Below are 25,122 nucleotides of genomic sequence, written 5' to 3'. Positions count from 1 at the left end.
AATTTTTAATACAAGCAATCCCGGTACCATTGAATTACCATGGCTTGGCGCCTGATTTGGCCAGACTATCGATGTATTGATGGTGAGTAGCAAGCTCCTCGTGATCGGCGACCAACAGTTTAAGTGCGCTATAATCGACATTCAAAGCTGCCTGCGACACTTGCGATTCAGCGCCAGACAGTTCCATCAGCAAGCTTTCCTGACCCCGCGTCATGGCGATGTAGACTTCGGCCAATAGCTCTGCATCCAGCAAAGCGCCGTGCAAGGTACGTTTGGAGTTATCAATGCCGAAATGTCGACACAATGCATCGAGGTTGTTGCGCTGGCCCGGCCGGGCTTCCTTTGCCATTTTGAGTGTGTCTACAATATTGCTGACACTTTGCTCCAGGCGCTCCATGCCCAATCGACTCAGCTCCATATTTAAAAAGCCGACATCAAACGGCGCATTGTGGATAATGAGCTCGGCACCCTGTACAAAATCGATAAACTCTTGCGCCACTTGGCTGAACAAGGGCTTGTCTTGCAGGAACTCCAGGGAAATGCCATGCACTTCCTGGGCTCCGGCATCGATTTCACGTTCAGGGTTGATGTAAACGTGAAAGTGGCGCTGTGTCGGTCTGCGATTGAAAATTTCGACCGCTGCAATTTCAATAATCCGGTGTCCTTGATCAGGGTACAGGCCCGTGGTTTCGGTATCGAGAAAGATTTGTCTCATAGCGGTCTATTTATAAGGTTGAAGATTGTGTTACCGAGAGCACACCCTGATTGGCCAGCGCATCAGCCTTTTCATTACCTGCATGCCCGGCGTGGCCTTTTACCCAGATCCACTCAATCTGATGCGGTGCGGCCAATGCATCCAGCGTTTGCCAAAGATCCGCGTTCTTCACCGGCTTTTTGTCAGCGGTACGCCACTGTTTACTTTTCCAGCCGACGATCCACTCTGTCATGCCTTTTTGTACATAACTGGAGTCAGTGTACACCTTAACGCTGGCAGGTTTTTTAAGTGCTTGCAAGCCCTGAATCACTGCCATCAGCTCCATTCGATTATTGGTGGTCATCAGTTCACCACCACATAATGTTTTTTCATGCGGGCCCGCCTTTAACCAGACGCCCCACCCTCCTACACCTGGGTTACCCTTGCAGGCACCATCAGCGTATATTTCTATCCATGCTTGTGTCGTCATCTGCACATTTTAACTGTTTTTGTATTCTGGAACGGGTTTTTCTGACGTGTAAAGCTTGCGACAATGGCGCTTTCTTCCAGTCAGGACGAATGACGCGAACATTAAATATGCGCTTTTTGGCCACCACAAAATAAATACCGCCAGTCATACCACAACTGCGAGGCCCCCACTTCTCAAGCCAGGATTGGCGCGCCAACCATCGATTATCGTTCACAGGGAGCGCATGCATCAAATAACTGCTGTTTACTACCTCAAACCCTAGCACGCTCAACCAGTCACGTATTCGCCATGCAGTAAAGAGGCGCTGAAACTGCCCAGCCAGCCTGAATTGACCACCACGCGCGCGCAAGCCAAGCAGACTGACTGGGCTGACGCCGGTCAAAACCAGTGTGCCCTCAGGCACCAGTACACGCAAAAGCTCGCGCAGGGTTTGTTGCGGCTGCAAACACTGCTCCAGCACATGTGGCAGACAAATTAAATCAATTGTATTTTCGGAAAAAGGCAAAAATTCGCTCTCACAAATGAGAGAGGTACGCTTGCCATGCTGCGTTGGCTGGAGATAATGTTTGTAAGGGATACGGCTCTGCCCGAGCAAGTCGTAACCAGGCCAGCCTAATTGTAAAGCATGATAGCCAAATACATCTGCTACGGACTGGCCGTAAACATCAAGCTCGCGTTGTGCAATATATTGACCCAATGCGGTTGAGTCAAAACTGGCCAAACTATTTGTTTGCAAAATAGACTCCACAAAAACAAAACACTGTTCAATTCTGAATCTTCAACCCTTGCTTGACAAGGACAAGCATTTTTTCAATCATGCTGTATGTCCGAAACAACAACAAGTTTGCATATTAACGCCTTGCCTGCCTTTAGCGACAACTATCTATGGCTGCTACGGCAGGAGCAATATGCGCTGGTAGTGGATCCAGGCGATGCAGATGTCGTTGAGCAAGCACTGCATCAACACCACTGCCGCCTTGTAGCCATTCTGCTTACCCATCATCACGCCGACCATACAGGCGGTGCTGCCGAATTGCAAAAGCGCTGGCAATGTCCGGTATACGCACCAGACCACCTACATGCGGCTTATACCGCACTACACCCGATCAGCGTGCATGAAGGTGAGCACATTACATTTCCTCTCATACCAGGACTGCAATGTCGAGTGATGTGCTTGCCCGGCCATACACTGGACCATGTCGCGTATCTGGTGGATGGCAAACATCTGTTTTCTGGCGACGTCATTTTCGGGGCAGGATGCGGACGCCTATTTGAAGGGACCCCTGTACAAATGTACCAATCACTGCAAAGAATTGCCGAATTGCCTGAAAGCACTTTACTGTACCCGGCGCATGAGTATACAGCCCATAATATTGCATTTGCATTGACAATAGAACCAGATAACGAAATGCTCAAACAGCGTGCAGCAAGTACATTAGTCTTGCGCGACCAGGCACTATCCACACTGCCGAGCACGGTCGGGCTGGAGAAAAACACCAATCCTTTCCTGCGTTGCGCGCAATTAGTTAATCTCGCTCCATTTAATCATTTAACGCCAATAGCGTTGTTCACAGCTCTGCGGGCACGCAGAAATTCATTTTAATTATCTTAGAATAATTTAGAAGCGCGTGGTCAAAATGATTGATAATCAGGGGTTGTCTGAGAAAAAAATTAACGTAGAATGGTGTGCTCCTGTAGACGCCCACGTGCGTTACGACACTCTTATAGAGTGGTTGAATCGGCTGACAAGCCATCCCGTTTATCAATCAATGCTCGAAGCCCGGCAACAGTCGCTTCGCGCAGCAAGCCTCAGGATTTGTTAATACCGTCATGCGTTTAAGTTTGTTATTGTTAGTCATCGCAGCTTCATGGTTATCTGGTCCAGTGATTGCCGAACCTTATGAAGAGGCCACGCTATCAACTGATAACGGCAGCTTTGATGAAAGCTATGGCGCCCCTGACACGGATGGACTGGTTTCTGGCTATCAGTTTGAAGACTCGCTGTCATTGCAGGAAAGTTTGTGGGATCGCGTGCGAGATGGCTTTAGCATGCCGGATATTGATTCAGAATATACCAACAAGCATGAGCAATGGTATGCATCCCGACCAGACTATGTATCACGCATGCTAGAGCGTAGCAAAAAATATCTTTATCACATTGTGGTAGAGGTTGAAAAGCGTGGCATGCCCACCGAAATTGCACTGCTCCCAATGATTGAAAGCGGGTTCAACCCGAAAGCACTTTCCACCAGCAAAGCATCCGGTATCTGGCAATTTATTCCCTCTACAGGCAAAGACTTTGGCCTGAAACAAAACTACTGGAAAGACTCGCGCAAAGACGTGACTGCAGCCACCCAGGCTGCGCTCAATTATCTGCAAAAGTTGTATACCATGTTCGGTGCCTGGGATTTGGCACTCGCCGCCTACAATGCAGGTGAAGGCACGGTCGCTCGAGCCATTGAACGTAACCGCAAGCTTGGCTTGCCGACTGACTATCAACACTTGTCACTCCCCGATGAAACCCGCAACTATGTACCCAAACTGCAGGCGATCAAAAATATTATTTTTAGGCCTGAGCAGTATGGTTTAACCCTGAATGAGATTCCCAATCGCCCCTATTTTGCAACGGTACAGGCACCTAATAAAATTGATGCAAAACTGGCAGCCGAACTTGCCGGAATCTCGGTGGAAGAATTTAATGCGCTTAATCCAAGTTTCAAGCGGCCAGTTCTGATTACAGAAAATAGTTATCAGAAATTGCTGCTGCCTACGTGGGCTGCAAACAACTTCACCAGTAATCTGAATCGTTATGATAGGCCGCTTTCGAGTTGGCATAGCTATCTTCCCAAACGCGGCGAGCGTCTGGGAAGCATTGCCAGCAAATTTGGCGTGAGTATTTACGAATTAAGTGCAACCAATAACCTCAAGCCGAACAAAAACCTGATTGTGCGTAGACCCTTGCTCGTACCAGTAGAAGGACACTCAAACCTCACGCAACCCATTGATGTCGCGGCGATGGCGAAGCTCTCGGTAGATGTACCGATGGAGAAAACGTCTGCCGGAGTGCGTTCAGTTACGCACAAAGTTAAAAACGGTGATACCTTATCAAAACTGTCTAAACGCTATGGGGTCAGTATCAAAGACATTATGCAAACTAACCACCTGAAAAATCGTCACCTCTCGGCAGGCCAGTCACTGCGCATTGAACAGTCATCCGCAGGAGAGGCTTCATCGAGTAGCCATCACAGCGGTAAAAAGGTAAAAGGCAGCACTTCCAAAACGGCTGGTAAAACCCATTCCAGTACCAAAAGTAGCCGTGCAACAAGCAGCAGCCATCACAATAAAAAGTCCAGCACCACACATAACAGTCCGCGACACAAACGATAAAACAGCGCCTAAAGTCCGGGACACTGCCTATGCCACTCTCCTCTGCCTGTTGGTCACACCTTGCTGATGGCGTCAGGTGTTTAAGCGCGCGTACGCCGAATACGTGGATGCTTCTGTTATACCTGCTCGTGACCGCTTGCAGCCAGCCTCCTGAAACAGCATCACCTGCATTACACCAGACCTATCCGCCACAGCCTGGGGGTACCATGATCAGTGCCATGCCTTCTGATCCAAGCAGCCTGATTTCAATGGTGGCAGGCGAGTCAGCCTCCTCAGCCATTTCAGCCCATATTTTCAACGCACTGCTTCAATATGACCAAAATCTGGACCTGACTGGCGAATTGGCCGAGCGCTGGGAAGTATCTGCAGACAAGAAAACCATCTCCTTTCATCTGAAACCAGGACTGAAATGGGCAGATGGCCATGCACTGACCAGTGCGGACGTGCTGTTTACCTGGCAGTTGGTCACCAACGAAACGACGCATAGCCCCTATGCCTCAGATTATCAGTTGGTCACGCAGGCAGAAGCACCCGATGCACACACTTTTATTGTGCATTATGCACAAGCCTTCTCTCCAGCGCTGAACAGCTGGGCTGGACTACAGATATTGCCCAAACATTTGTTGCAAGGACAGGATGTGCACACCACCGCTTTTGCGCAAAAACCCGTTGGTAGCCATTATTACCAGCTGAAAGAGTGGCGTCATGGTGAGTATCTTAAACTGGTCAAAAATCCACATGCCGCTCTGGGCGAACCGAACATAGACTGGTTGATTGAGCGGATTATCCCAGACCCGGCCGCGCAATTCCTGGAACTGATGGCGGACAATATTGACAGCATGAATATGGACCCCATCACTTATGCACGTATTATCCCGTCGCGTCCGGCACTGCAAGCCAGACTAAATCAATACAAAGAATTAGGCAACAGCTATACTTACCTTGGATTTAACCTCAAGCACAAACCGTTTGATGATATGCGCGTACGCAAAGCGATCAACCTGGCTATCGACAAGCAGGAGATTATTGATGGTGTGTATTTAGGGTTGGGCGTGCCGATTGCGTCCCCTTACAAACCGGGAACACGCTGGAGCAATCCGGCACTGACACCCTACCCTTACGATCCGCAACAGGCCAAAGCGCTGCTGGCAGAGGCCGGGTATCGCGACACTGACGGTGACGGGTATGTGGATCGCAATGGCCAGAAGCTTTCTTTTGAGGTACTTACCAATCACGGCAATAAAGAACGTGAAAAAACCGTGGTGATTATCCAACGCAGACTGAAAGAAGTGGGCATTGATATTCGGGTGCGCAGTATTGAATGGGCCAGCCTGATCACCCGCTTCATTAAAACCGGTGATTTTGACGCAGTGGTCATGGGCTGGGGATTAGGGCTGGATCCCGACCAGTATAATATTTGGCACTCCAGCCAGCAAAAACCAGGACAATTCAACTTTATTGGCTACCACAATGCAGAAGTTGATCGATTGCTGGAACAGGGACGGGTCGAATTTGATCAGGAAAAGCGCATGCACCTCTATCACGCTTTAGCTGAAAAGCTGTATAACGACAGCCCGATTGTCTACCTCTCGGCGGGCTACGGGCTGACAGCCATCCACAAACGTATACAAGGCATTATGCAGCCAGTCCCTCCGGCAGGAGTGGGATATGATTCACAAAAATGGTACATTCCCTCTCCATTGCGGCGCACTGAAATGCAGGCCAACTAAATCATGTTTCGCTATCTGCTAAAACGTGTCATGTGGATGATTCCTATGCTGATCGGCATCAGTCTGATTTCGTTCTTTATCATGCACTTGGCGCCTGGTGACATTACCAGCACAGAAGCCGCCTTTGATCCAAAATCCTCGGAAGAATCCCGGCAAAAACTGCGTGAACTGTATCATTTGGATAAACCCGTTATCGTGCAATATGGTTTATGGCTCGAACGCATGGCACATCTGGACTTTGGCCACTCGTTTGCCAGCCACCAGAAACCGGTATTCTGGGCCGAAACCGATAAAGAGGGTAATCACACCAACGGCATGATTCAGGAAGCACTACCTGTGACACTGCTCATGAATGTGCTGGGCTTGGTCATCACACTGTCGCTCGCCATCCCGCTCGGCGTACTAGCCGCACGACGCAGTCATCAGTGGCAAGACCGTGCAATTACACTGTTTAATTTTATCGGATTCTCCATTCCTGGTTTCTGGCTGTCTTTACTGGTCATGTACTGGCTGGGGGTCTTGCATCCCTGGTTCCCTATTTCCGGCTTGCATAGCCTGAGTTATGATCAGTTGGATGCTTGGGGCAAGTTCAAAGACCTTTGCATGCACTTGTTTATGCCGGTGTTGATTCCTGCTGTGACAGGCCTCGCCAGTGTGACCCTGTTTGTGAAAAATGGCATGCTGGACGTTCTGGGGCAAGATTATGTGATGACTGCGCGGGCAAAAGGCCTGAGCGAGCATCTGGTGGTGTACCGCCATGCCCTGCGCAACGCGCTGCTTCCCTTGATTACGCTGATTGGATTGTCGATTCCAGGCCTGATTGGCGGTTCGGTGATTGCCGAAACCATTTTCGCGATCCCCGGCATGGGCAAACTATTCTATGAAGCTGTCATGATGCGTGACTTTCCTGTCGTCATGGGCATACTCACCATTGGTTCTGCACTGACATTGGTTGGCAACCTGGTGGCAGATGTAGCTTATGCATGGGCAGACCCGCGCTTGCGCAAGGGGATCATGCCTACATAAACCACAGGCCATTCAATATGAAACAACTCTTTTCAAACCCGCTTGCGTTGACAGGCTTTGTGTTGATCAGCCTGATGCTCGTCCTGGCGCTGCTCGCCCCCTGGCTGGCGCCCTACGACCCCGATGCCATTCAGGTCAAAGACATTCTGCTTTCTCCTTCTGCCAATCACTGGATGGGCACAGATGGTCTGGGCCGTGACGTGTGGAGCCGCATGTTGTTCGGTGGCCGTATTTCCTTACTGGTCGGGCTGGTAGCTGTCGGCATTTCCACGGCCATCGGCATCATACTTGGCGCTATAGCCGGCTATTACCGTGGCTGGGTAGATACTGTCATTATGCGGCTGGTAGACATCATGCTTTCCATCCCCAGCTTTTTCCTGATTCTTGCCGTGATTGCCTTTTTAAGCCCATCGATCACCAATGTCATGATCGTGATTGGCTTAACGTCATGGATGGGTGTGACGCGATTAGTCAGGGCCGAGTTTCTCAGCCTGACCCAACGTGAATTTGTACTCGCATCAGCAGCACTCGGTGCCAGAGACTGGCGTATCATTTTTAAACATTGCCTGCCTAACAGTCTGACCCCGGTATTGGTCAGCGTCGTCCTCGGCATTGCCAGTGCCGTCCTGCTGGAGTCGGGCCTAAGCTTTCTCGGCCTTGGCGTACAAGCCCCGCAAGCCTCGTGGGGCAATATCCTGACCGACGGCAAGGAATACATCCAGTTCGCCTGGTGGTTATCCCTCTTCCCCGGATTAGCCATATTAATCACGGTGTTAGGGTATAATCTGCTCGGCGAAGGTTTGCGTGAATTGTTTGACCCTAGGTCAACTAACTCGCGTTAACCCTGTTACCTGAAATCATCGTATAGGATCAAGCATGGCATTTCTTGCTGGAAAAAAAATTCTGATCGCTGGCCTGCTCAGCAACCGTTCTATTGCTTACGGCATTGCTGCCGCCATGAAGCGTGAAGGTGCCGAACTGGCATTCACCTATCAGGTCGACAAACACGAGAAGCGTGTACGTGACCTGGCTGCTGACTTCGACTCCACATTGGTGCTGCCTTGTGATGTGGCTGAAGATGCACAAATCGAACAATTGTTTATTGACCTGGCCAAACATTGGGACGGTCTGGACGGCGTCGTTCACTCTGTCGCCTTTGTGCCAAAAGTCGCTCTGGATGGTGATTATCTGGACAATATCAACCGTGAATACTTCAGAATTGCGCACGATATCAGCTCATACAGTTTTTCCGCCATGGCCAAAGCAGCCTACCCTATGATGCAGGGCCGTAACGGCAGCCTGCTCACGCTGAGCTATCTGGGTGCGGAACGTACCATGCCTAACTACAATGTGATGGGTGTTGCCAAAGCCAGTCTGGAAGCCAATGTGCGCTACCTGGCGCAAAGCCTTGGCCCACGTGGCATCCGCGTCAATGCGGTGTCTGCAGGCCCGATTAAAACGCTGGCAGCCTCCGGCATTGCAGACTTTGACAAAATGATCGGCTTTAACGAAAAGCATGCCGCTCTGCGTCGTAACGTTACCATTGATGAAGTGGGCAATGCAGCAGCCTTCTTGTGCAGCGACCTGGCCTCAGGTATCACTGGCGAGATTACTTATGTGGATGGCGGCATGAATATTACAGCGGCTGGTCAAATAGATTAAATTTGGGCATGCTGGTAAAAAGCCTGACTTTTAAACAGTCAGGCTTTTTTATAAAATCATGGTCTCGCTCAACATATTCTGAAGCCTGCTCACCGGATAACTTGGCTGGCCTCATGCGGTGTGTTATGTGGTTTTAAATCATCACTTTGTGAAGATTGCGCAAAAACAAAAAAGGAGAGCAATGCTCTCCTTTTTCTGTATGTTTCACATTAATTTCAGTTATTGTTTGATAACAGTACTTTTGGATTGACCTGAATTTCTTTTTTAGCTTTGAGTGAGGCAACATAGGCATAAGACATTTCTGCGCCCAAGGCTGACTGGTAAACACGATAAGCTTTATCAGCCATTTGTGGATCCTCCTTCAACTTCTGCGTCACTGCAATAACTTTAAGCAGCGTGTAGCCCTTGTTGTCTTCATTAAAACCATAATAAGCAGGCAACGTATGCGTGCTGACTTTAAATACATTCCGCATCACAGCATCTGTCAGACCTTGCGCATTTTTTCGGTCTACAGTCACCGGCGTAATCCAGTCAGGATCAACCGCCTTGCCTGCCTTCAAATCCGCCAGCACGGCTTCCCCTTTTTGCTTGGCAAGTTTTGATGCAGCTTCTGACTTGAGCAGCGCCTCTATGCCCCCTTTTACTTCGTCAAAATTGCGTGGTGCCTCCGGTGTGTAAGAGACTACTCGGCCTGCCACCAGATTATTAGCTGAGACTTCAACCGCTTCGGTATTACGTTTGTCTTTCAGAACTTCATCAGAAAAGACCATGGTCGCAAAACGCTCGCTCTTGAAAAACTTGATAATCTCATCACGGGTCATGTCCGGTGAAGTCTGCACCTGAACATTAAACTTCTTGGCAACCGGATCCAGGCTACCTGACTGTTCATAAACCGTATTACCGAAATCATCTGCCAACTCGGCATATTTAGCCTGTGCTTTCTGAAAAATCAGCTCGGCTTTGATATTGGTTTTTACTGTATCAAAATCAGATGACTCACCGGTCACACCTGTCAGCTTAATAATGTGATACCCAAACTCAGATTCAACAAGATTGCTGATTTCGCCCACTTTCATTGAGAAAGCAGCGTCCTCAAATGGCTTGACCATGGCTCCGCGACCAAAACTACCCAAGTCGCCTCCTTTGGCGGCTGAGCCTGTGTCTTGAGAGTTTTCAATCGCCAGCTTCTCAAAGCTCTTGGGATTAGCCTTTGCCTGTTGCAAAATCATTTCTGCTTTTTGTTTGGCGGCGGCTTTTTCTTCCGGCGTAGCATTTGCATTCACACCGATCAGAATATGACTGGCCTGACGTTGCTCATTGCCTTGAAATTTAGCGGCATTCTCATCGTAGTATTGCTTCACTTCAGCATCTGAAACAGTCACCTGCCCCATTAAACCGGCCGCCGATAATAATGCAAACTGTATTTTGACTTTAGCTGGTGCAATGAATTTGCTTTTATGCTGGTTGTAATAAGCCTGTACCTGCTCAGGCTTGATTTCCACCTGATTCATAAAGTCAGCAGCCTTGATGTCGAATACCGTCACCTCACGCTGCTCAAACTCGGACATCAATGATTGTTCAGCTACTTTTTTAGGCATAAATACCAGATTGGCCAATCCGTCGCGCACTTGTTGTACAGCCAGGTCTTTTCGCACACCTTGCTCAAATTTGGCTGGCGTAAGTTTATTTTGCGACAGAAGTTGATTATAGGTCTCTTCTGAAAACTTTCCGTTCGCCTGAAACTCGGGCATTCCCAGAATATGCTGGCTCAACTGTTCATCGCTAATTTTAAAGCGGTAGTCAGTCATGGCCCGCTCCACCACACGGCGGGTGATAATACCATTCAGTACAGATTGTTTGAACGCCGGGCTTTCCAACAGCGCGCTTTCAACTTTTTGCCCCTGAGACTGCATATAGTTACGCGCATTTTCAACTGCATTCGAATATTCCTGCAGAGAAATCTTTTGCCCATCGACTTTAGCAACGGCAACCTGACCGCCAGCCTGGTTAAGATAAGAGTCAATTCCAAATAAAGCAAAAGGAATTGTAATCAAGGCCAAAATAACTTTTGCCATCCACCCCTGCGTATGTTTTCTAAGTGATTCCAACATATTTCTGTTTCCATTACCTGATTTTTTGACAACGGCACAATATACCACAAACGTAACTCAATCAGCGGGTTTCAGCTGCCAGACCTTGCCTGGCAATGCAACTTTCCCCAGATACAAGGGCATGTGAAAAAGAGAAAAGCTGCGCGCAACTCAATATCCGGCAAACGCTCCAGTACATGCGTTGGCATAAGTGTTCAACAGCACAGTAAAGACTCAAATAGACATATTGTCTTATCCATAAAAATGGTAGCTAGTCGTACACATGCATTCGTCCAGAGGTTGAGCGCTTAGCATACGAACATATTCCCAATTTGGAATGTAAACCAAAAATTAAGGCGGTTGATATGAGAGGATAAAAAGAAAAAGCCCTGATAAATCAGGGCTTTAATCTGGCGGAGCGGACGGGACTCGAACCCGCGACCCCCGGCGTGACAGGCCGGTATTCTAACCAACTGAACTACCGCTCCCGGTAATCGTTAAGCTGAAATTATAACACGATATTTCTTATAATTTCAACTACTATTTTAATTAACAACTGATACTTAGTGCTGTCAATTAATGTAGTTTATGAAGTGCGTTTTGTTCAAAAAAATAAGAGCGCCAACTTCGCACTCTTAAATATGAAAGTATTGTTATGGTGGGTGCTAACGGGGTCGAACCGCTGACATTCGCCTTGTAAGGGCGACGCTCTACCAACTGAGCTAAGCACCCGTAACAATAATCAACATACTATTATTGCAACTTCATGATCAGGTTGAGCGGTCTTTCTGCTCAACCAAAGACCGCTAGTTTACAGCATCTTTAAGGCCTTTACCAGCCCTAAATTTAGGAGATTTAGCAGCTTTGATGTTAATCGTTGCACCGGTACGCGGGTTACGGCCGGAACGTGCTGAACGCTCACCTACATAGAATGTACCAAAACCAATCAAAGTTACCATATCACCTTTTTTCAGTGCGCCACCAATAGCTTCAGTCGTAGCATCAAGCGCACGAGCAGCAGCGGCTTTTGAAATACCAGCTGCATTTGCAATATGATCTATCAATTCTGATTTATTCACGTGTTTCCCCTATATCTAGTTAAAAAAACAGGTACATCCTGTATTGCCTTTATATCAAGCCCTAAAACGGGCTGTCAAGCCTAATCCAGCGATTTGACAATAATTCGCATGTTTTTATCTAATGCGTCACTGCCTGCTCGGGATTTCCCTCGGCCGCTGTCACCAATTCTACGCCAGGCGCAGTCACTGCAAGCGGCTGCGGTGCACTCTCAAGCGCCAAATCCAGTACCTGATCGATCCATTTGACGCAATGAATATCAAGATCTTTTTTGATATTGGCTGGAATTTCAACCAAATCTTTTTCATTAGCCGAAGGGATCAAGACAGTTTTAATGCCACCACGATGGGCTGCCAACAACTTCTCTTTCAACCCCCCAATGGGTAAAACTTCACCACGCAGGGTAATTTCACCTGTCATCGCTACATCAGCACGTGCAGGAATGCCTGTCAGCACTGACACAATCGCTGTCGTTAACGCAATGCCGGCACTCGGACCATCTTTTGGTGTTGCACCTTCTGGCAAGTGAATGTGAATGTCTTTCTTTTCATAGAAATCATTGCTGATGCCCAGCCCTTCAGCGCGACTGCGGACCACACTCATGGCAGCAGTAACTGACTCCTGCATCACATCACCGAGCTTGCCGGTCGTGATAGTCTTGCCTTTACCGGGCAAAATAACAGCTTCAATCGTTAACAGCTCGCCTCCAACAGAAGTCCATGCCAATCCTGTGACCTGCCCCACTTGGTTATCCTTAGCAGCAACGCCAAAATCATACCGCTTGACACCTAAATACTGCTCCAGATTTTTGCTGTTGACATTGATTTTCTTGACTGCTTTCGTCTTGTCTTTTGCGAGCAGCAACTCTTTTACAGCCTTGCGGCAAATCTTTGCGATCTCCTGCTCAAGTCGGCGTACACCTGCTTCACGTGTGTAATAACGCACGATATCTCGCAGCACGGTCTCAGCAACAGCAATTTCAGCGGCCTTCAATCCATGTGCCTTGAGCTGCTTCGGTAACAGGTATCGCATTGCGATATTTATTTTTTCATCCTCGGTGTAACCGGCAAGACGAATAATTTCCATGCGATCTAGCAATGGTTCAGGAATATTCATACTGTTGGCGGTTGCCACAAACATGACATCACTGAGGTCATAATCGACTTCAACATAATGGTCGGCAAAGGTATGGTTCTGCTCAGGATCTAACACCTCCAGCAATGCGGAAGAAGGGTCTCCACGCATGTCCTGCCCCATTTTGTCGACCTCATCGAGCAGGAACAATGGGTTTTTTACGCCAGCCTTGCTCATACTTTGCAACACTTTGCCTGGCATTGAACCAATATAGGTACGACGGTGTCCACGAATTTCGGCTTCGTCACGCACGCCGCCTAAAGCCATACGCACAAACTTGCGATTCACCGCTTTAGCAATACTTTGGCCTAAGGACGTTTTACCAACACCTGGAGGGCCTACCAGACACAAAATTGGCGCTTTAAGCTTGCCTACACGCTGCTGTACAGCTAAGTACTCAACAATACGCTCTTTGACTTTATCAAGGCCATAGTGATCAGCATCGAGAATAGCTTCTGCGGCTTTCAAGTCTTTGCTAATTTTTGTTTTTTTCTTCCACGGCAAATTCAACAAAGTATCAATGTAGTTGCGCACCACAGAAGCTTCAGCCGACATTGGCGACATCAGCTTAAGTTTTTTGAACTCGGCATTGACCTTATTGAGCGCATCTTTAGGCATGGCAGCACTTTTAATACGCTGCTCCAGCTCCTCCATCTCGGCGTTTTCGTCCTGCTCACCCAGTTCTTTCTGGATAGCCTTCACCTGCTCGTTCAGGTAGTACTCGCGCTGGCTTTTCTCCATTTGACGCTTCACGCGGCCACGGATACGCTTTTCTACCTGCAAGATGTCAATTTCAGACTCCATCAGGTAGAGTAAATGCTCTAGGCGCTCAACGACACTGAGCATCTCCAGCACTTTTTGCTTCTCTTCCAGCTTTAATGTCAAGTGGGCAGAGATGGTATCAGCCAGGCGGCCCGGTTCGTTAATTGTCGCTAACGAAGTTAAAATTTCAGGGGGAATTTTCTTATTGAGTTTGACGTACTGATCAAACTGCGTCATCACCGTACGCATCAAAGCCTCAGCCTCACTGTCGTGCTGGTTGGTTTGCTCCACCTCAGCACCACGGGCCATGAAACAATCATCTGTTTCAATAAAATCAGTGACGCGTACCCTATGCAAACCTTCAACCAGCACTTTCACAGTACCATCTGGCAGCTTAAGCATTTGCAACACGGTCGCAAGTGTACCGATTTCATATAAGTCTTCTGCTACGGGATCATCTTTGTTGGCAGACTTCTGTGCTACCAGCAAAATCTTTTTATCCCCCTCAGAGGCACACTCGAGTGCTTTTACCGATTTGGTTCGCCCCACAAACAGTGGAATCACCAAATGCGGATAGACCACGACATCACGCAACGGCAACAAAGGAATGAGTTGGTTTTCAGGCGCATCGCCCTCAAGCAAAGTTTGTTCTGTCATAGCTTCTTTCTAAAAGTGTCAAAGGGCACAGCCTTTGATGATAGATGGGAACATTCTTTGGGAATTCAAGAGATCAGACATCTTTTGGTATAGATGTTATCTTGCAATAGCCGGGCGGCTATTGCAAGCTGGATTTAATGCGCGTTTTCGACGCGTTTTTGTGCATCCTGATAAATCAGGACAGGTTCTGACGTGTGTTCGATGGCACCAGCGTCCACAATAACTTTGGACAAGCCCTGCATCGAAGGTAGTTCGTACATGAGGTCAAGCAGCGAATGTTCCAATATGGAGCGTAAGCCACGCGCACCGGTTTTGCGTTCCAATGCTTTTTTAGCAATCAGGCGCAAGGCGGAGTCTTCGAACTCAAGCTCGACCCCTTCCATTTTGAACAACTTCATATATTGCTTGGTTAACGCATTTTTTGGTTCAATCAAAATGGTCATCAAGGCGGCTTCATCTAATGACTCCAACGTCGCGACCACTGGTAAACGACCAATAAACTCTGGAATTAAACCAAATTTGATCAAATCTTCAGGCTCAACTTCTCGCAAGACCTCACCTACCGCACGCACATCTTCCTTGCTCTTTACTTCGGCACCGAAACCAATACCGCCTTTTTCGGAGCGATGGCGAATCACTTTTTCCAGACCATCAAATGCACCACCACAAATAAACAGGATGTTGGTGGTATCCAACTGGACAAACTCCTGATTAGGATGTTTGCGACCGCCTTGTGGCGGCACAGAAGCAATCGTGCCTTCAATGAGTTTCAACAGAGCCTGCTGCACCCCTTCGCCGGAAACGTCACGCGTGATGGATGGATTGTCAGACTTGCGGGAAATCTTGTCGACTTCATCAATATAGACAATACCGCGCTGTGCTTTTTCGACATCATAGTCGCATTTTTGCAGCAGCTTCTGCATGATGTTCTCGACATCCTCACCCACATACCCTGCTTCAGTCAAGGTAGTGGCATCGGCCATTACAAACGGGACATCCAGCAAGCGCGCCAGCGTTTGTGCCAGCAATGTTTTGCCTGACCCAGTCGGCCCAATCAGCAGAATATTGCTCTTTTGGACTTCGACATCGTCTTTGCTGGTTTGACCACCGTCAGCCAGCGGGTTGTAACCCAGGCGCTTATAATGATTGTAAACCGCCACTGCCAGATTTTTCTTGGCTTGTACTTGCCCAATGACATACTGATCAAGAATGGAACAAATTTCTTGCGGCTTCGGCAGTTTTTTATCGGCCGACTTGATCTCATTCAGGTTCTGGATTTCTTCACGAATAATGTCATTGCACAAATCCACACATTCATCACAGATAAATACAGAAGGTCCGGCAATAAGTTTTTTAACTTCATGCTGGCTTTTGCCACAAAATGAGCAATAAAGAAGCTTTTCGCTATCAGATTTGTTTGCCATGATTTTCCTCTGCTATACGCTTTTCAACTAGTTAAACAGTTTTACGCGCAGCAACCACCTCGTCGACCAGACCATAAGCCTTGGCAGCTTCGGCACTCATAAAATTGTCACGATCGGTATCGTTGGCAATGGTTTCAATATTTTGACCAGTATGGTGAGCCATCATCCCGTTCAACTTGTCTTTTAAATACAAAATCTCTTTGGCATGGATTTCAATGTCTGATGCCTGCCCTTGAAAACCACCTAAAGGTTGGTGAATCATGACACGAGAGTTAGGCAAACAAAAACGTTTGCCTTTGGCACCTGCTGTCAACAAAAACGCCCCCATGCTGGCCGCCTGACCAATACATAAGGTACTGACATCCGGCTTGATAAACTGCATGGTGTCATAAATCGACATGCCGGCGGTGACTGAGCCCCCAGGTGAGTTGATATAAAGCGAAATATCCTTGTCAGGATTTTCTGCTTCCAAAAACAGCAACTGCGCCACTACCAGATTGGCAGTCATATCATTGACTGGCCCCACCAGGAAAATCACACGCTCCTTCAGCAAGCGCGAATAGATGTCATATGAACGCTCGCCTCTGCCACTTTGCTCAATCACCATGGGGATATACCCCAGCCCTTGCGGTTCTATCCGTTGTTGCATCATGTGCTCGCTTGCGTTCATATAGTTCATGGTTTAAACACCTGCCATCAATTCATCAAATTTAATTTTCTTATCGGTCACTTTGGCTTTTTCCAACACCCAGTTCACCACATTCTCTTCAGTAGCCAGTGCTGCAGGTTCATCCAGACGTTTCACATCTGCATAATACCAGTTCACCAGTTGCTCAGGCTGTTCAAAGCTTTGCGCAAATGTATCCACCATTGCACGTACCTGATCTGCATCAGCTTGCAAGTTATGACTGTTCACAATTTCCGTCAAACTCAGGCGGAGCTTGGCATTGCGTTGTGCCTGCTCCTCAAACATGGATGGTTCCAACTGGATTGTAGTTGGATCCATGCCGCGCTGCTGCAGATTTTGTGCCGCAGCTTGCATCAGGCGATTTGTTTCTGCAGACACAATGGCTTTAGGCACCTCAAAACTGCTTGCGGCCACAAGCGCCTGGAATACCGCTTCTTTAACACGCGCTTTGATGCGTTTGTCTACTTCTTGCACCAGACTTTGCTTGATTTCAGCTTTCATGGTGTCCAGATTCCCATCTTCTACACCCAAGCTTTTTGCAAACTCAGCATCAACTTCCGGATAAACAGGCTGAGAAACAGAGATAAACTTCACTGCGTAACTCACTGTTTTTCCAGCCAACTGTGCCGGATTGTGATCAGCAGGATAAGTAATATCAAATGTTTTTTCAGCCCCTGCTTTGCTGCCAATCAGGGCATCGTCAAATTCTTTGACTCGACCTGGCTCACCAATCACCAAATCAATCCCGCGGTCACCTGTGCTTTCAACTTCCTGTCCATCCATAGATGCAGTTAAAGTGATATTAATGCGATCACCTTTTTTTGACACCCGCTTCACCAGCTCAAAACTGACACGCTGTTTGACCAGCACATCCAGTGTTTTTTCGATATCGGCGTCTCCAACTTCCATCGTTGGTCGCTCGATTTTTGCCTTGCTCAAATCGCCCACTGACACTTCCGGAAAAATCTCGAAAGTCGCCACATACTCGAACTCTTCAGCAGCGTCTTTAAAAGGCAGATGCTCAATATTTGGAAAGCCAGCCACGCGCAACTTGTTCTGCTCTACAGCATCACCAAAGCTGGTTTCAACCGCCTTGGAATAAATTTCGTCCCGCACCTGATCGCCATAATGCTGATTTACCAGACCGATCGGTGCTTTACCGGGACGGAAACCAGAAAATTTGGCGGTACGCGAAATTTGTTGCAATCGTTGTCTAATTTGCCCTTCTAATGGAGCCAAAGGGACTTTGATTGTCATGCGACGTTCCAAGTTGCTGACTGTTTCAACAGATACTGCTGCCATGCTGCACTTCCTGTAAAAATCGTTGCGAGCAACGATGGGTTATGATGATGGGCATGTTGTACATGCCATTAAAGTTAATCCCTAACATAACCTGCCTACACTTTAATGCTCAGGAAGGCAGATCAAATTATGAAAAAAGAGCATGAAAATATAACACAACTCTTAATTGAAATAAACTTTAGGCTGCAAGTGCAGCCTGTTGAAAAAAGGTTTTGTGGACGAATGACAATCAACAACTTCGAAGATGACCAACATTCCAATCGCTCGCTCGAAGTGATGCTGTTTAACTTATAGCGACAATCGCCTCAATTTCCACGAGTACATCACGTGGTAGCTTGGCAACCTGAACCGTCGACCTTGCAGGGGTGTGCGTTCCGAACGCCTCAGCATACACCTGATTCATTGCAACAAAATCATCCAGATTTTTTAAAAAAACCGTGGTTTTAACGACTTGTTGCAGATTGCCACCAGCCGCCTCAATGATAGCCTGCAAATTAGAGAGAACCTGTTTTGTTTGCGTCACGATATCACCGTCATTCAGTGTGCCATCAGGCCGCAACGCAATTTGACCGGAGGTATATAAAATATTACCAACCACAACCCCTTGTGCATAAGGACCAATTGCAGCAGGTGCAGCAGGTGTCTGTATTGTGTTCATTTCTTCCTCAATTCTGCCATTTAATCAAAAATAAAACAGCCACTTTACAACAAAAACAAACTTACAAATAATAAAGGCCTCCCGCCAAGGGAAGCCTAATCGTCCGATTTGAATCTCGCTCATTTCAATCTGAAGATTCACACCAGCATTTGCTGGTGCGAAAGGAGAGACTCGAACTCTCACGCCTCGCGGCGCTGGAACCTAAATCCAGTGCGTCTACCAATTCCGCCACTTTCGCCAATCAACATCTGATCGATATTGATAATAGGCCGTTATTATAACGCACTTGATGTTTAGCCACAAACAATACTGATCACATTGACAAGCTTCGCTTTCAACTGCAAGATGCATGGCTAAGCAACAAACAATATGAAATCATGGGACAACAAATACATACAGCCGAAGATAACATGCTCAGGGCAGAGCTGGAACTACTGATGAGAGAGCGCGAAATCCTGCTAAAAATCACCGGTGTGGCCGCTGGCCTGATTGCAGAGTTGAATACTGCGGACTTGCCTATCCGCACAGTAGAGGCTGCTGACCTACTCGCAACCACAATTAACCAGTTACCAGAAGAGTTGTTGCAAGATGCACTGGATGCAGTGCACGCGACAATCGTCGAGTAATCACAACGCTAGTGATGTTGATTTGATTTTCCTGTGATTTGCAGATGGACTCCTGTAGCAGCCCCATGCGATACACAACCTGTTTCATTATTTCACTACTAACGGCCTGCAGCGCTTACTTGCCTCGCCCTATTCAGCAGCAGCAAAATATTGAAAACATCACACATGCTACACCCTCTCAAGAGGGATTCAGGCAGTTTTTAAATAATGCCTATCCTCAAACCAGTTGGCCGATTACCAGCTGGGATCTGGATCATCTGACCTTATCGGCGCTGTATTATCACCCGGCACTCAAGGTTGCAAAATCTGATTATGCAGTGGCCTTAGCAGGTATTACCAGTGCAGGCCTGCGACCGCAAATTGGCCTTAACAGTCATTTGGCACAAAGCAACCGCGCCAATGGCGATATCAACCCGTGGTCGTATGGACTACAGGTGGATATCCCTGTCATTACGGCCAACAAACGCCAGATCAATATCGAGATTGCCCAATACCAGGCAGACATTGCAAAAATCCTGATGGCAGAAACAGCGTGGTCTTTACGCCAGCAACTTAGCATGGATATGATTAGCTTATCCGAGCAACGCGCCATGCAATGGAGCTTATCCAGGCTACATATGGCGCAAGCCAATCTTTTGAGTGCGTATCAAAAACGGCTGGATGTCGGGGTAGCTGGAAAATCTGAAGTTTTACCCATCAAACTACAACATGATCAACTAAGCTGGCAGCTACAACAACTTGATACGCAAATCAGACAAACCGAACAAAAAATCACACACGATGCAGGACTGACTGATCAGCAACCTGCCGCCATTCAGATTGCATCAGTCAATTTGACGCAACTATTAAAAATGCGACTGGAAAATCAGCAACAATACAAAGATGCACAAACCATTCAGCACTATGCTTTAACCAACCGCATGGATATTCAACGCGGTTTGGCGCAATATGCCAAAGCTGAATCGCAGTTAAAGTTGGAAATGGCCAAACGCTACCCTAACTTATCTCTCAGTCCTGGAATCCTCTATGAGTACGGCGATAAGATATGGTCGCTGGGCATAAGCAGCATGCTTAATCTACTTAACCGTTCGTCTGACCTGTGGGCAAATGCCGAGCAAGTGCGTCAGAACGAAGCCGCTCGCTTTTATGCATTACAGCACCATGTGGTTCAGCTTTCAGAACAGTCGTATTTAAAATTTCATCATGCGACAAAACTACTGATCACCATAACCGAAGAGTTCGAACAACAGGTAAAGCGTAAACAGCAACTGGAAAATCAATGGCGAAGCGGACTGATTGATAAAATAGAATACTTGCAGGCTGAAATACAGTTGTATTCTGCGCAACAACGCCTGGTCTTACAACAGGCAAATGTGTTGCGTGCATTACAAGAGATTGAGAATGTCATGCAAAAACCACTATTACTCTCAGAAAGCATCCATGCATTGGATGCACGAAAACAAGAGGTGCAAGCACAATGAGTAAAAAAGCACTGTGGATTATTGGGGCTCAGACTGTACTCATTATCAGTCTGTTCTGGATCGTTATTTTCTACGGTAAAGACGAGTATGAGTCATTGCAGGCCTCGGATGATGAAGACATCTCAGGATTCTCACATATTGTGCAACAAAATGGATTGCAAATGGTGCAACTTTCCCAGGCAGCACAAAACAACAGTGGCATCAGCGTACATCCTCTGCAAGCATATGCCTATCATGGCAATATCAAGGCTCTGGGCACTGTGGTTTCCATACAAACCCTGATTGATTACAACAGCCAATACCAGCTGTTAAAAACACAATTGGCAGTCGCCGAGAGTGTATTACCAAACCATCAGTTACAGTACCAGCGTTACAAACAGCTGAATGAGGATGATAAAAACGTATCTGACAAAGTCATGCAGGAAGCGCAGGCACTGGTCATTAATGACCAGACACAAATCAGCGCCACCCAAAGCCAACTGAGTGCATTAAGAGAAACCATCATTGCACAATGGGGCAAACCGTTAGCAGCACTCGTGACGCAGCAGTCGACCACAAATGCCTTGCATGACCTTCTTTTACAAAAGAAAGTACTGGTGCAAGTGAGCTTTCCACTCAACTTTAAAGACCCTGACCCGCACTCATATATCAATATCACGCCTATCCATGACCATGTCAAACCAATACAGGCAGAATATGTTTCTCAATCTATACAAAGCGACATCAGCAATATAGGAAAAACCTATTTTTACAGCGCTCCAGCTGACTATTTGCGTATCGGCATGCGAGTTAATGTGGTTCCGGCACAGTCTTCATCGGCCATGCTGCATGGTGTCATGGTTCCCAACCAAGCCATCGTATGGCATGCAGGCTTGGCCTGGGTTTACGTCAAAACCAAACCTGATACCTTTTTACGTAAACCAGTGTCGATGGAGACCGAACTGGATGATGGCTGGTTTGATACCAGCTTGCCAGCGGGTGCAGAAGTGGTCACACGTGGTGCTCAGCTTCTACTTTCTGAAGAGTTCAAGTTTTTGATTAAAAATGAAAACGACGATTAACGTATCCGTATGCTGATGACGATAGCCCGATGATGACCTCCCTCGTAAAGTTTGCGATTCGCTTTTATGGTGTCATCATCGGCTTGGCATTGTTGGTCGTGTTGTATGGCGGATATAGCCTGACACAAGCAAACCTTGATGTGTTCCCGGAGTTTTCGCCAGCACAAGTGGTGATTCAAACCGAATCACCTGGACTCTCGGCAAGCTTGGTGGAAAAACTCATCACCCAGCCGATTGAAAACAGCATTACCGGTGCGATTGGCATCAAAAGCTTGCGTTCGCAATCCATTCCGGGGCTGTCTATCATCACGGTTATTTTTAATGACAAGACTGACGTATACAGAAACCGGCAAATCATTGCAGAACATCTGAACACTGTTGCCAATCTATTGCCTGTCGGCATCACCCCCAACATCACCCCGCTCACCTCTTCGGCCAGCACAGTGCTGGGCTTGGGAGTAACATCAAAAACACTTAGCCTGATGCAACTGCGCACCATTGTCGACTGGCATATCACACCACACCTGTTGGCCATCCCCGGCGTGGCAGATGTCAATGTGTTCGGCGGCGAGGTCCGCCAGTTCCAGATCAAAATTGACCCGCGCAAACTGATGCTGTATCAACTCAATGTGCAGGATGTGGTCAACGCAGCCAGACGCGCCACAGGCGTAAGTGGCGCAGGATATATTCAAAACGATAACCAGCGCATTATTTTAAACAGCCAAGGGCAAACCAGCAGCCCGCAGCAGCTTGCCAATGTCACGCTGGTGCGAAAACTGGGACGCACTATTCGCATCGCAGATGTAGCGCAAGTGGTGGAAGGGGCTGCGCCTTCCATCAGTGCCGCCGCAATCGACGGTAAGCAGGGTATATACTTGTCGGTACAAGGGCAATTTGGTGCAAACACCCATGCCGTTACCAAAGCACTTGAACAGGCACTGACTTCAATCAAACCTAGCCTGACACAACAGCAAGTGACCTTGCATGAGGGCTTGTTCAGGCCTGCCAACTTCATTGAAACCGCGATTGATGGGGTGCAAACCGACATTCTGATCGGCTCGGTATTGGTCATCTCGGTATTATTTGTATTTTTATTTAATCTGCGCACAGCGGTCATTTCTGCAACAGCGATTCCATTGTCACTGCTCACGGCCATTATGGTACTGCACCAGTTTGGGATAGGCCTGAATATTATGGTACTGGGCGGACTGGCAATTGCATTAGGTGAGGTAGTGGATGACGCGATTATTGATACTGAAAATATTTTCCGGCGTTTGCGCGAAAACCGTATGCTGGTTACATCACGCCCAATCTCACAAGTCGTATTCGAAGCTTCCATGGAAGTACGTAGCTCTGTTGTTTATGCCACCATCATTGTGGCACTGGTCTTTTTACCGTTATTGACTTTATCTGGGGTGGCGGGAAAACTGTTTGCGCCATTGGGATACGCTTATATCACCGCTACTCTGGCGTCGCTGGCGGTTGCGCTGACTCTTACACCGGCCCTGTGTTACCTCATGCTGGGGCGTGCTCAGTTAACTAATCAGGAAGCACCCGTCATTGATTGGCTCAAGCAACGTTATATTGCAGGGCTGCATCGCATTGAAAAGCATTCTAAAATCATTCTGGTCGCAAGCTTTATCAGTATCGCGCTGGGATTGGGTGTGCTCCCTCTATTTAGAAGTCAATTTATTCCAGCCTTGCATGAAGGTCATTTTATTATGCATATGACGACAGTTCCCGGTACGTCGGAAACCGAGTCCTTGCGACTAGGCAGTACTGTGACCAAGATACTTGCTGAAATACCCGGGGTCAAAACAGTCACACAATGGGTGGGTCGCGCGCCCAATGCTGCCGATACCTTTGGCACTCACTACAGTGAGTTTGAAATTGAAATTGGCACCCGATCCGGCAAAGAACAAGACCGTATTTTAAACAATATTCGTGAAGAACTCTCAGGCGAACTGATCGATGATGACGATGACAACAAGGCTGAAACAGGGTTTGTAGGTGCCAACTTTGCCATCAACACCTTCCTGACTGAACGGATAGAGGAAACGATTTCAGGCTATGCCGCCGGATTGGTGATTAATATTTATGGGCAGGATCTCGATGCACTGGATCGCGATGCGCAAAGAATTGCCCATACCATACAAGGTATCAAAGGCATCAAAGATGTCATGGTGCAATCTCCGCCAGGTACTCCGGAAATTGTGATCCGCCTGAAAATGGAAAAACTGGCTCTGTGGGGGCTGCACCCCATGGATGTACTGGATACAATTCGCGCCTGTTATGAGGGTGTACCTGTCAACCATATTTACATAGGCAACCGCTCAATTGGCTTGAGTGTATTATTGAATGACGACACACGTGACGACATTGGTGACATGCGCAACATCCCTATTTTCAACGCCGAAGGGCAGATGCTCAAATTGTCTGATGTCGCTTACATCGGGCAGGAAAACGGTCGCTCAAAAATATTGCATGCGGGCGCAAAGCGCATTCAAACGGTGACGGCTAATATCGGTGGCAGAGATCAGACATTGGCGATAGAGGAAATTAAAAAAACTTTGTATCGCGAAATAAAGCTGCACACAGGCAACTACATAGAGTTTAGCGGTGAAGCCGAAGCAAGTACCCAATCCCGTGAAGATTTGATAGTACATGCGGTGGTGGCAGGCGTGGCCATTTTCCTGATGCTGTATATTGCATTAGGTCGTTTGCGCAATTTGCTGCTCACATTTGCCAACTTGCCCTTTGCTTTAATTGGTGGTGTCATTGCAGCATTTTTTACTGGTGGCTGGCTTTCTGTTGGCTCGTTGGTCGGTTTTGTTACCTTGTTCGGAATTACACTGCGTAACTCGATCATGATGGTTTCTCATTTTCAGCACCTGATTGATGCAGAAGGCTGTCACTGGAACCTGGACACCTGTATTCGAGGAGCCTCAGAACGTCTGCCATCTGTTCTGATGACAGCACTGGTCACGGCACTTGGGTTATTACCATTAGCATTGGGAAGCGGCGAACCTGGTCGAGAGATTGAAGGGCCAATGGCAACCATTATCGTTGGAGGTCTAATTTCTTCAACCATATTAAACTTATTAATTTTGCCAACGATTATGCTGCATTTTGGAAAGTTTGAGAAAACAGAAGCCTCTTAGCCATTTCCGCAG

General features: G+C 47.6%; 20 protein-coding genes and 3 tRNA genes. 10 read left to right on the top strand and 13 right to left on the bottom strand.

From position 1 onward, the window contains the following. Positions 1-34: 34 nt before the first annotated feature. Genes dnaQ through Q9291_RS04660 form a run of 3 tightly spaced genes read right to left on the bottom strand, consistent with a single transcriptional unit; the run spans position 35 to position 1,920 of the window. Positions 35-715, bottom strand: coding sequence for a DNA polymerase III subunit epsilon (dnaQ, locus tag Q9291_RS04670; RefSeq protein WP_306388865.1), 681 nt, complete (start codon positions 713-715; stop codon positions 35-37). A gap of 10 nt (positions 716-725) precedes the next feature. Continuing rightward, positions 726-1,184 carry a ribonuclease HI gene (rnhA, locus tag Q9291_RS04665; protein WP_306388864.1) on the bottom strand — a complete coding sequence of 153 codons (459 nt, stop codon included), beginning with the start codon at positions 1,182-1,184 and terminating at the stop codon, positions 726-728. Continuing rightward, a complete protein-coding gene (locus tag Q9291_RS04660; RefSeq protein ID WP_306388863.1) occupies positions 1,150-1,920 on the bottom strand; it encodes a class I SAM-dependent methyltransferase in 771 nt (256 codons plus the stop codon). Before Q9291_RS04660 ends, rnhA begins: the two co-directional genes overlap by 35 nt. A gap of 87 nt (positions 1,921-2,007) precedes the next feature. Between Q9291_RS04660 and gloB the strand changes: the two genes are divergently transcribed. The 6 genes from gloB (at position 2,008) to Q9291_RS04630 (ending at position 8,989) form a co-directional block, all read left to right on the top strand. Next, positions 2,008-2,787, top strand: coding sequence for a hydroxyacylglutathione hydrolase (gloB, locus tag Q9291_RS04655; protein ID WP_306388862.1), 780 nt, complete (start codon positions 2,008-2,010; stop codon positions 2,785-2,787). 227 nt (positions 2,788-3,014) lie between these two features. Then, positions 3,015-4,571, top strand: coding sequence for a transglycosylase SLT domain-containing protein (locus Q9291_RS04650; protein WP_306388861.1), 1,557 nt, complete (start codon positions 3,015-3,017; stop codon positions 4,569-4,571). Between the two features lie 107 nt (positions 4,572-4,678). Next, positions 4,679-6,301: a peptide-binding protein gene (locus Q9291_RS04645; RefSeq protein WP_306388860.1), complete on the top strand. Its 1,623-nt coding sequence runs from the start codon at positions 4,679-4,681 to the stop codon at positions 6,299-6,301. 3 nt (positions 6,302-6,304) lie between these two features. Then, a complete protein-coding gene (locus Q9291_RS04640; RefSeq protein ID WP_306388859.1) occupies positions 6,305-7,327 on the top strand; it encodes an ABC transporter permease in 1,023 nt (340 codons plus the stop codon). Positions 7,328-7,344: 17 nt separating this feature from the next. Then, a complete protein-coding gene (locus Q9291_RS04635; RefSeq protein ID WP_306388858.1) occupies positions 7,345-8,169 on the top strand; it encodes an ABC transporter permease in 825 nt (274 codons plus the stop codon). Positions 8,170-8,203: 34 nt separating this feature from the next. Next, positions 8,204-8,989 (top strand): enoyl-ACP reductase FabI, encoded by a 786-nt coding sequence (locus tag Q9291_RS04630; RefSeq protein WP_306388857.1) that lies wholly within the window; start codon positions 8,204-8,206, stop codon positions 8,987-8,989. A 215-nt stretch (positions 8,990-9,204) separates the two neighbouring features. Here the strand turns inward: Q9291_RS04630 and Q9291_RS04625 are convergent, their stop codons facing one another. The 10 genes from Q9291_RS04625 to Q9291_RS04580 form a co-directional block, all read right to left on the bottom strand. Next, positions 9,205-11,100 (bottom strand): SurA N-terminal domain-containing protein, encoded by a 1,896-nt coding sequence (locus Q9291_RS04625; protein ID WP_306388856.1) that lies wholly within the window; start codon positions 11,098-11,100, stop codon positions 9,205-9,207. A 390-nt stretch (positions 11,101-11,490) separates the two neighbouring features. Then, positions 11,491-11,567 (bottom strand) — tRNA-Asp (locus Q9291_RS04620). 168 nt (positions 11,568-11,735) lie between these two features. Next, positions 11,736-11,811, bottom strand: a tRNA-Val gene (locus tag Q9291_RS04615). 74 nt (positions 11,812-11,885) lie between these two features. Beyond that, the gene (locus tag Q9291_RS04610) at positions 11,886-12,158 is read right to left on the bottom strand and encodes an HU family DNA-binding protein (protein WP_306388855.1); all 273 of its coding nucleotides are present in this window, start codon (positions 12,156-12,158) and stop codon (positions 11,886-11,888) included. 118 nt (positions 12,159-12,276) lie between these two features. Then, entirely contained in the window at positions 12,277-14,709 is a 2,433-nt protein-coding gene (lon, locus tag Q9291_RS04605; protein ID WP_306388854.1) for an endopeptidase La, read from the bottom strand. A gap of 134 nt (positions 14,710-14,843) precedes the next feature. After that, the gene (clpX, locus tag Q9291_RS04600) at positions 14,844-16,133 is read right to left on the bottom strand and encodes an ATP-dependent Clp protease ATP-binding subunit ClpX (protein ID WP_306388853.1); all 1,290 of its coding nucleotides are present in this window, start codon (positions 16,131-16,133) and stop codon (positions 14,844-14,846) included. Between the two features lie 31 nt (positions 16,134-16,164). Continuing rightward, positions 16,165-16,812, bottom strand: coding sequence for an ATP-dependent Clp endopeptidase proteolytic subunit ClpP (gene clpP / locus Q9291_RS04595; protein ID WP_306388852.1), 648 nt, complete (start codon positions 16,810-16,812; stop codon positions 16,165-16,167). Positions 16,813-16,815: 3 nt separating this feature from the next. Next, positions 16,816-18,123, bottom strand: a complete 1,308-nt coding sequence (gene tig, locus Q9291_RS04590; RefSeq protein ID WP_306388851.1) for a trigger factor — start codon at positions 18,121-18,123, stop codon at positions 16,816-16,818. A gap of 283 nt (positions 18,124-18,406) precedes the next feature. After that, positions 18,407-18,781: a Rid family detoxifying hydrolase gene (locus tag Q9291_RS04585; RefSeq protein ID WP_306388850.1), complete on the bottom strand. Its 375-nt coding sequence runs from the start codon at positions 18,779-18,781 to the stop codon at positions 18,407-18,409. 153 nt (positions 18,782-18,934) lie between these two features. Then, a tRNA-Leu gene (locus Q9291_RS04580) sits at positions 18,935-19,019 on the bottom strand. Positions 19,020-19,158: 139 nt separating this feature from the next. Here Q9291_RS04580 and Q9291_RS04575 point away from each other — a divergent pair. From Q9291_RS04575 to Q9291_RS04560, 4 genes are all read left to right on the top strand, one after another. Beyond that, positions 19,159-19,407 (top strand): hypothetical protein, encoded by a 249-nt coding sequence (locus tag Q9291_RS04575; protein ID WP_306388849.1) that lies wholly within the window; start codon positions 19,159-19,161, stop codon positions 19,405-19,407. 119 nt (positions 19,408-19,526) lie between these two features. Then, a complete protein-coding gene (locus Q9291_RS04570) occupies positions 19,527-20,888 on the top strand; it encodes a TolC family protein (RefSeq protein WP_306388848.1) in 1,362 nt (453 codons plus the stop codon). Continuing rightward, positions 20,885-21,949, top strand: a complete 1,065-nt coding sequence (locus Q9291_RS04565; RefSeq protein WP_306388847.1) for an efflux RND transporter periplasmic adaptor subunit — start codon at positions 20,885-20,887, stop codon at positions 21,947-21,949. The genes Q9291_RS04570 and Q9291_RS04565 overlap by 4 nt, the downstream gene beginning before the upstream one ends. A gap of 29 nt (positions 21,950-21,978) precedes the next feature. After that, entirely contained in the window at positions 21,979-25,110 is a 3,132-nt protein-coding gene (locus Q9291_RS04560) for an efflux RND transporter permease subunit (protein ID WP_306388846.1), read from the top strand. The last annotated feature ends 12 nt before the right edge of the window (positions 25,111-25,122 follow it).

The sequence above is a fragment of the Methylophilus aquaticus genome, from assembly GCF_030769565.1.
Taxonomy (GTDB): Bacteria; Pseudomonadota; Gammaproteobacteria; order Burkholderiales; family Methylophilaceae; genus Methylophilus; species Methylophilus aquaticus.
Note: the sequence above shows the minus strand (reverse complement) of the source record. Positions and strands in the feature narration are given on the sequence as shown.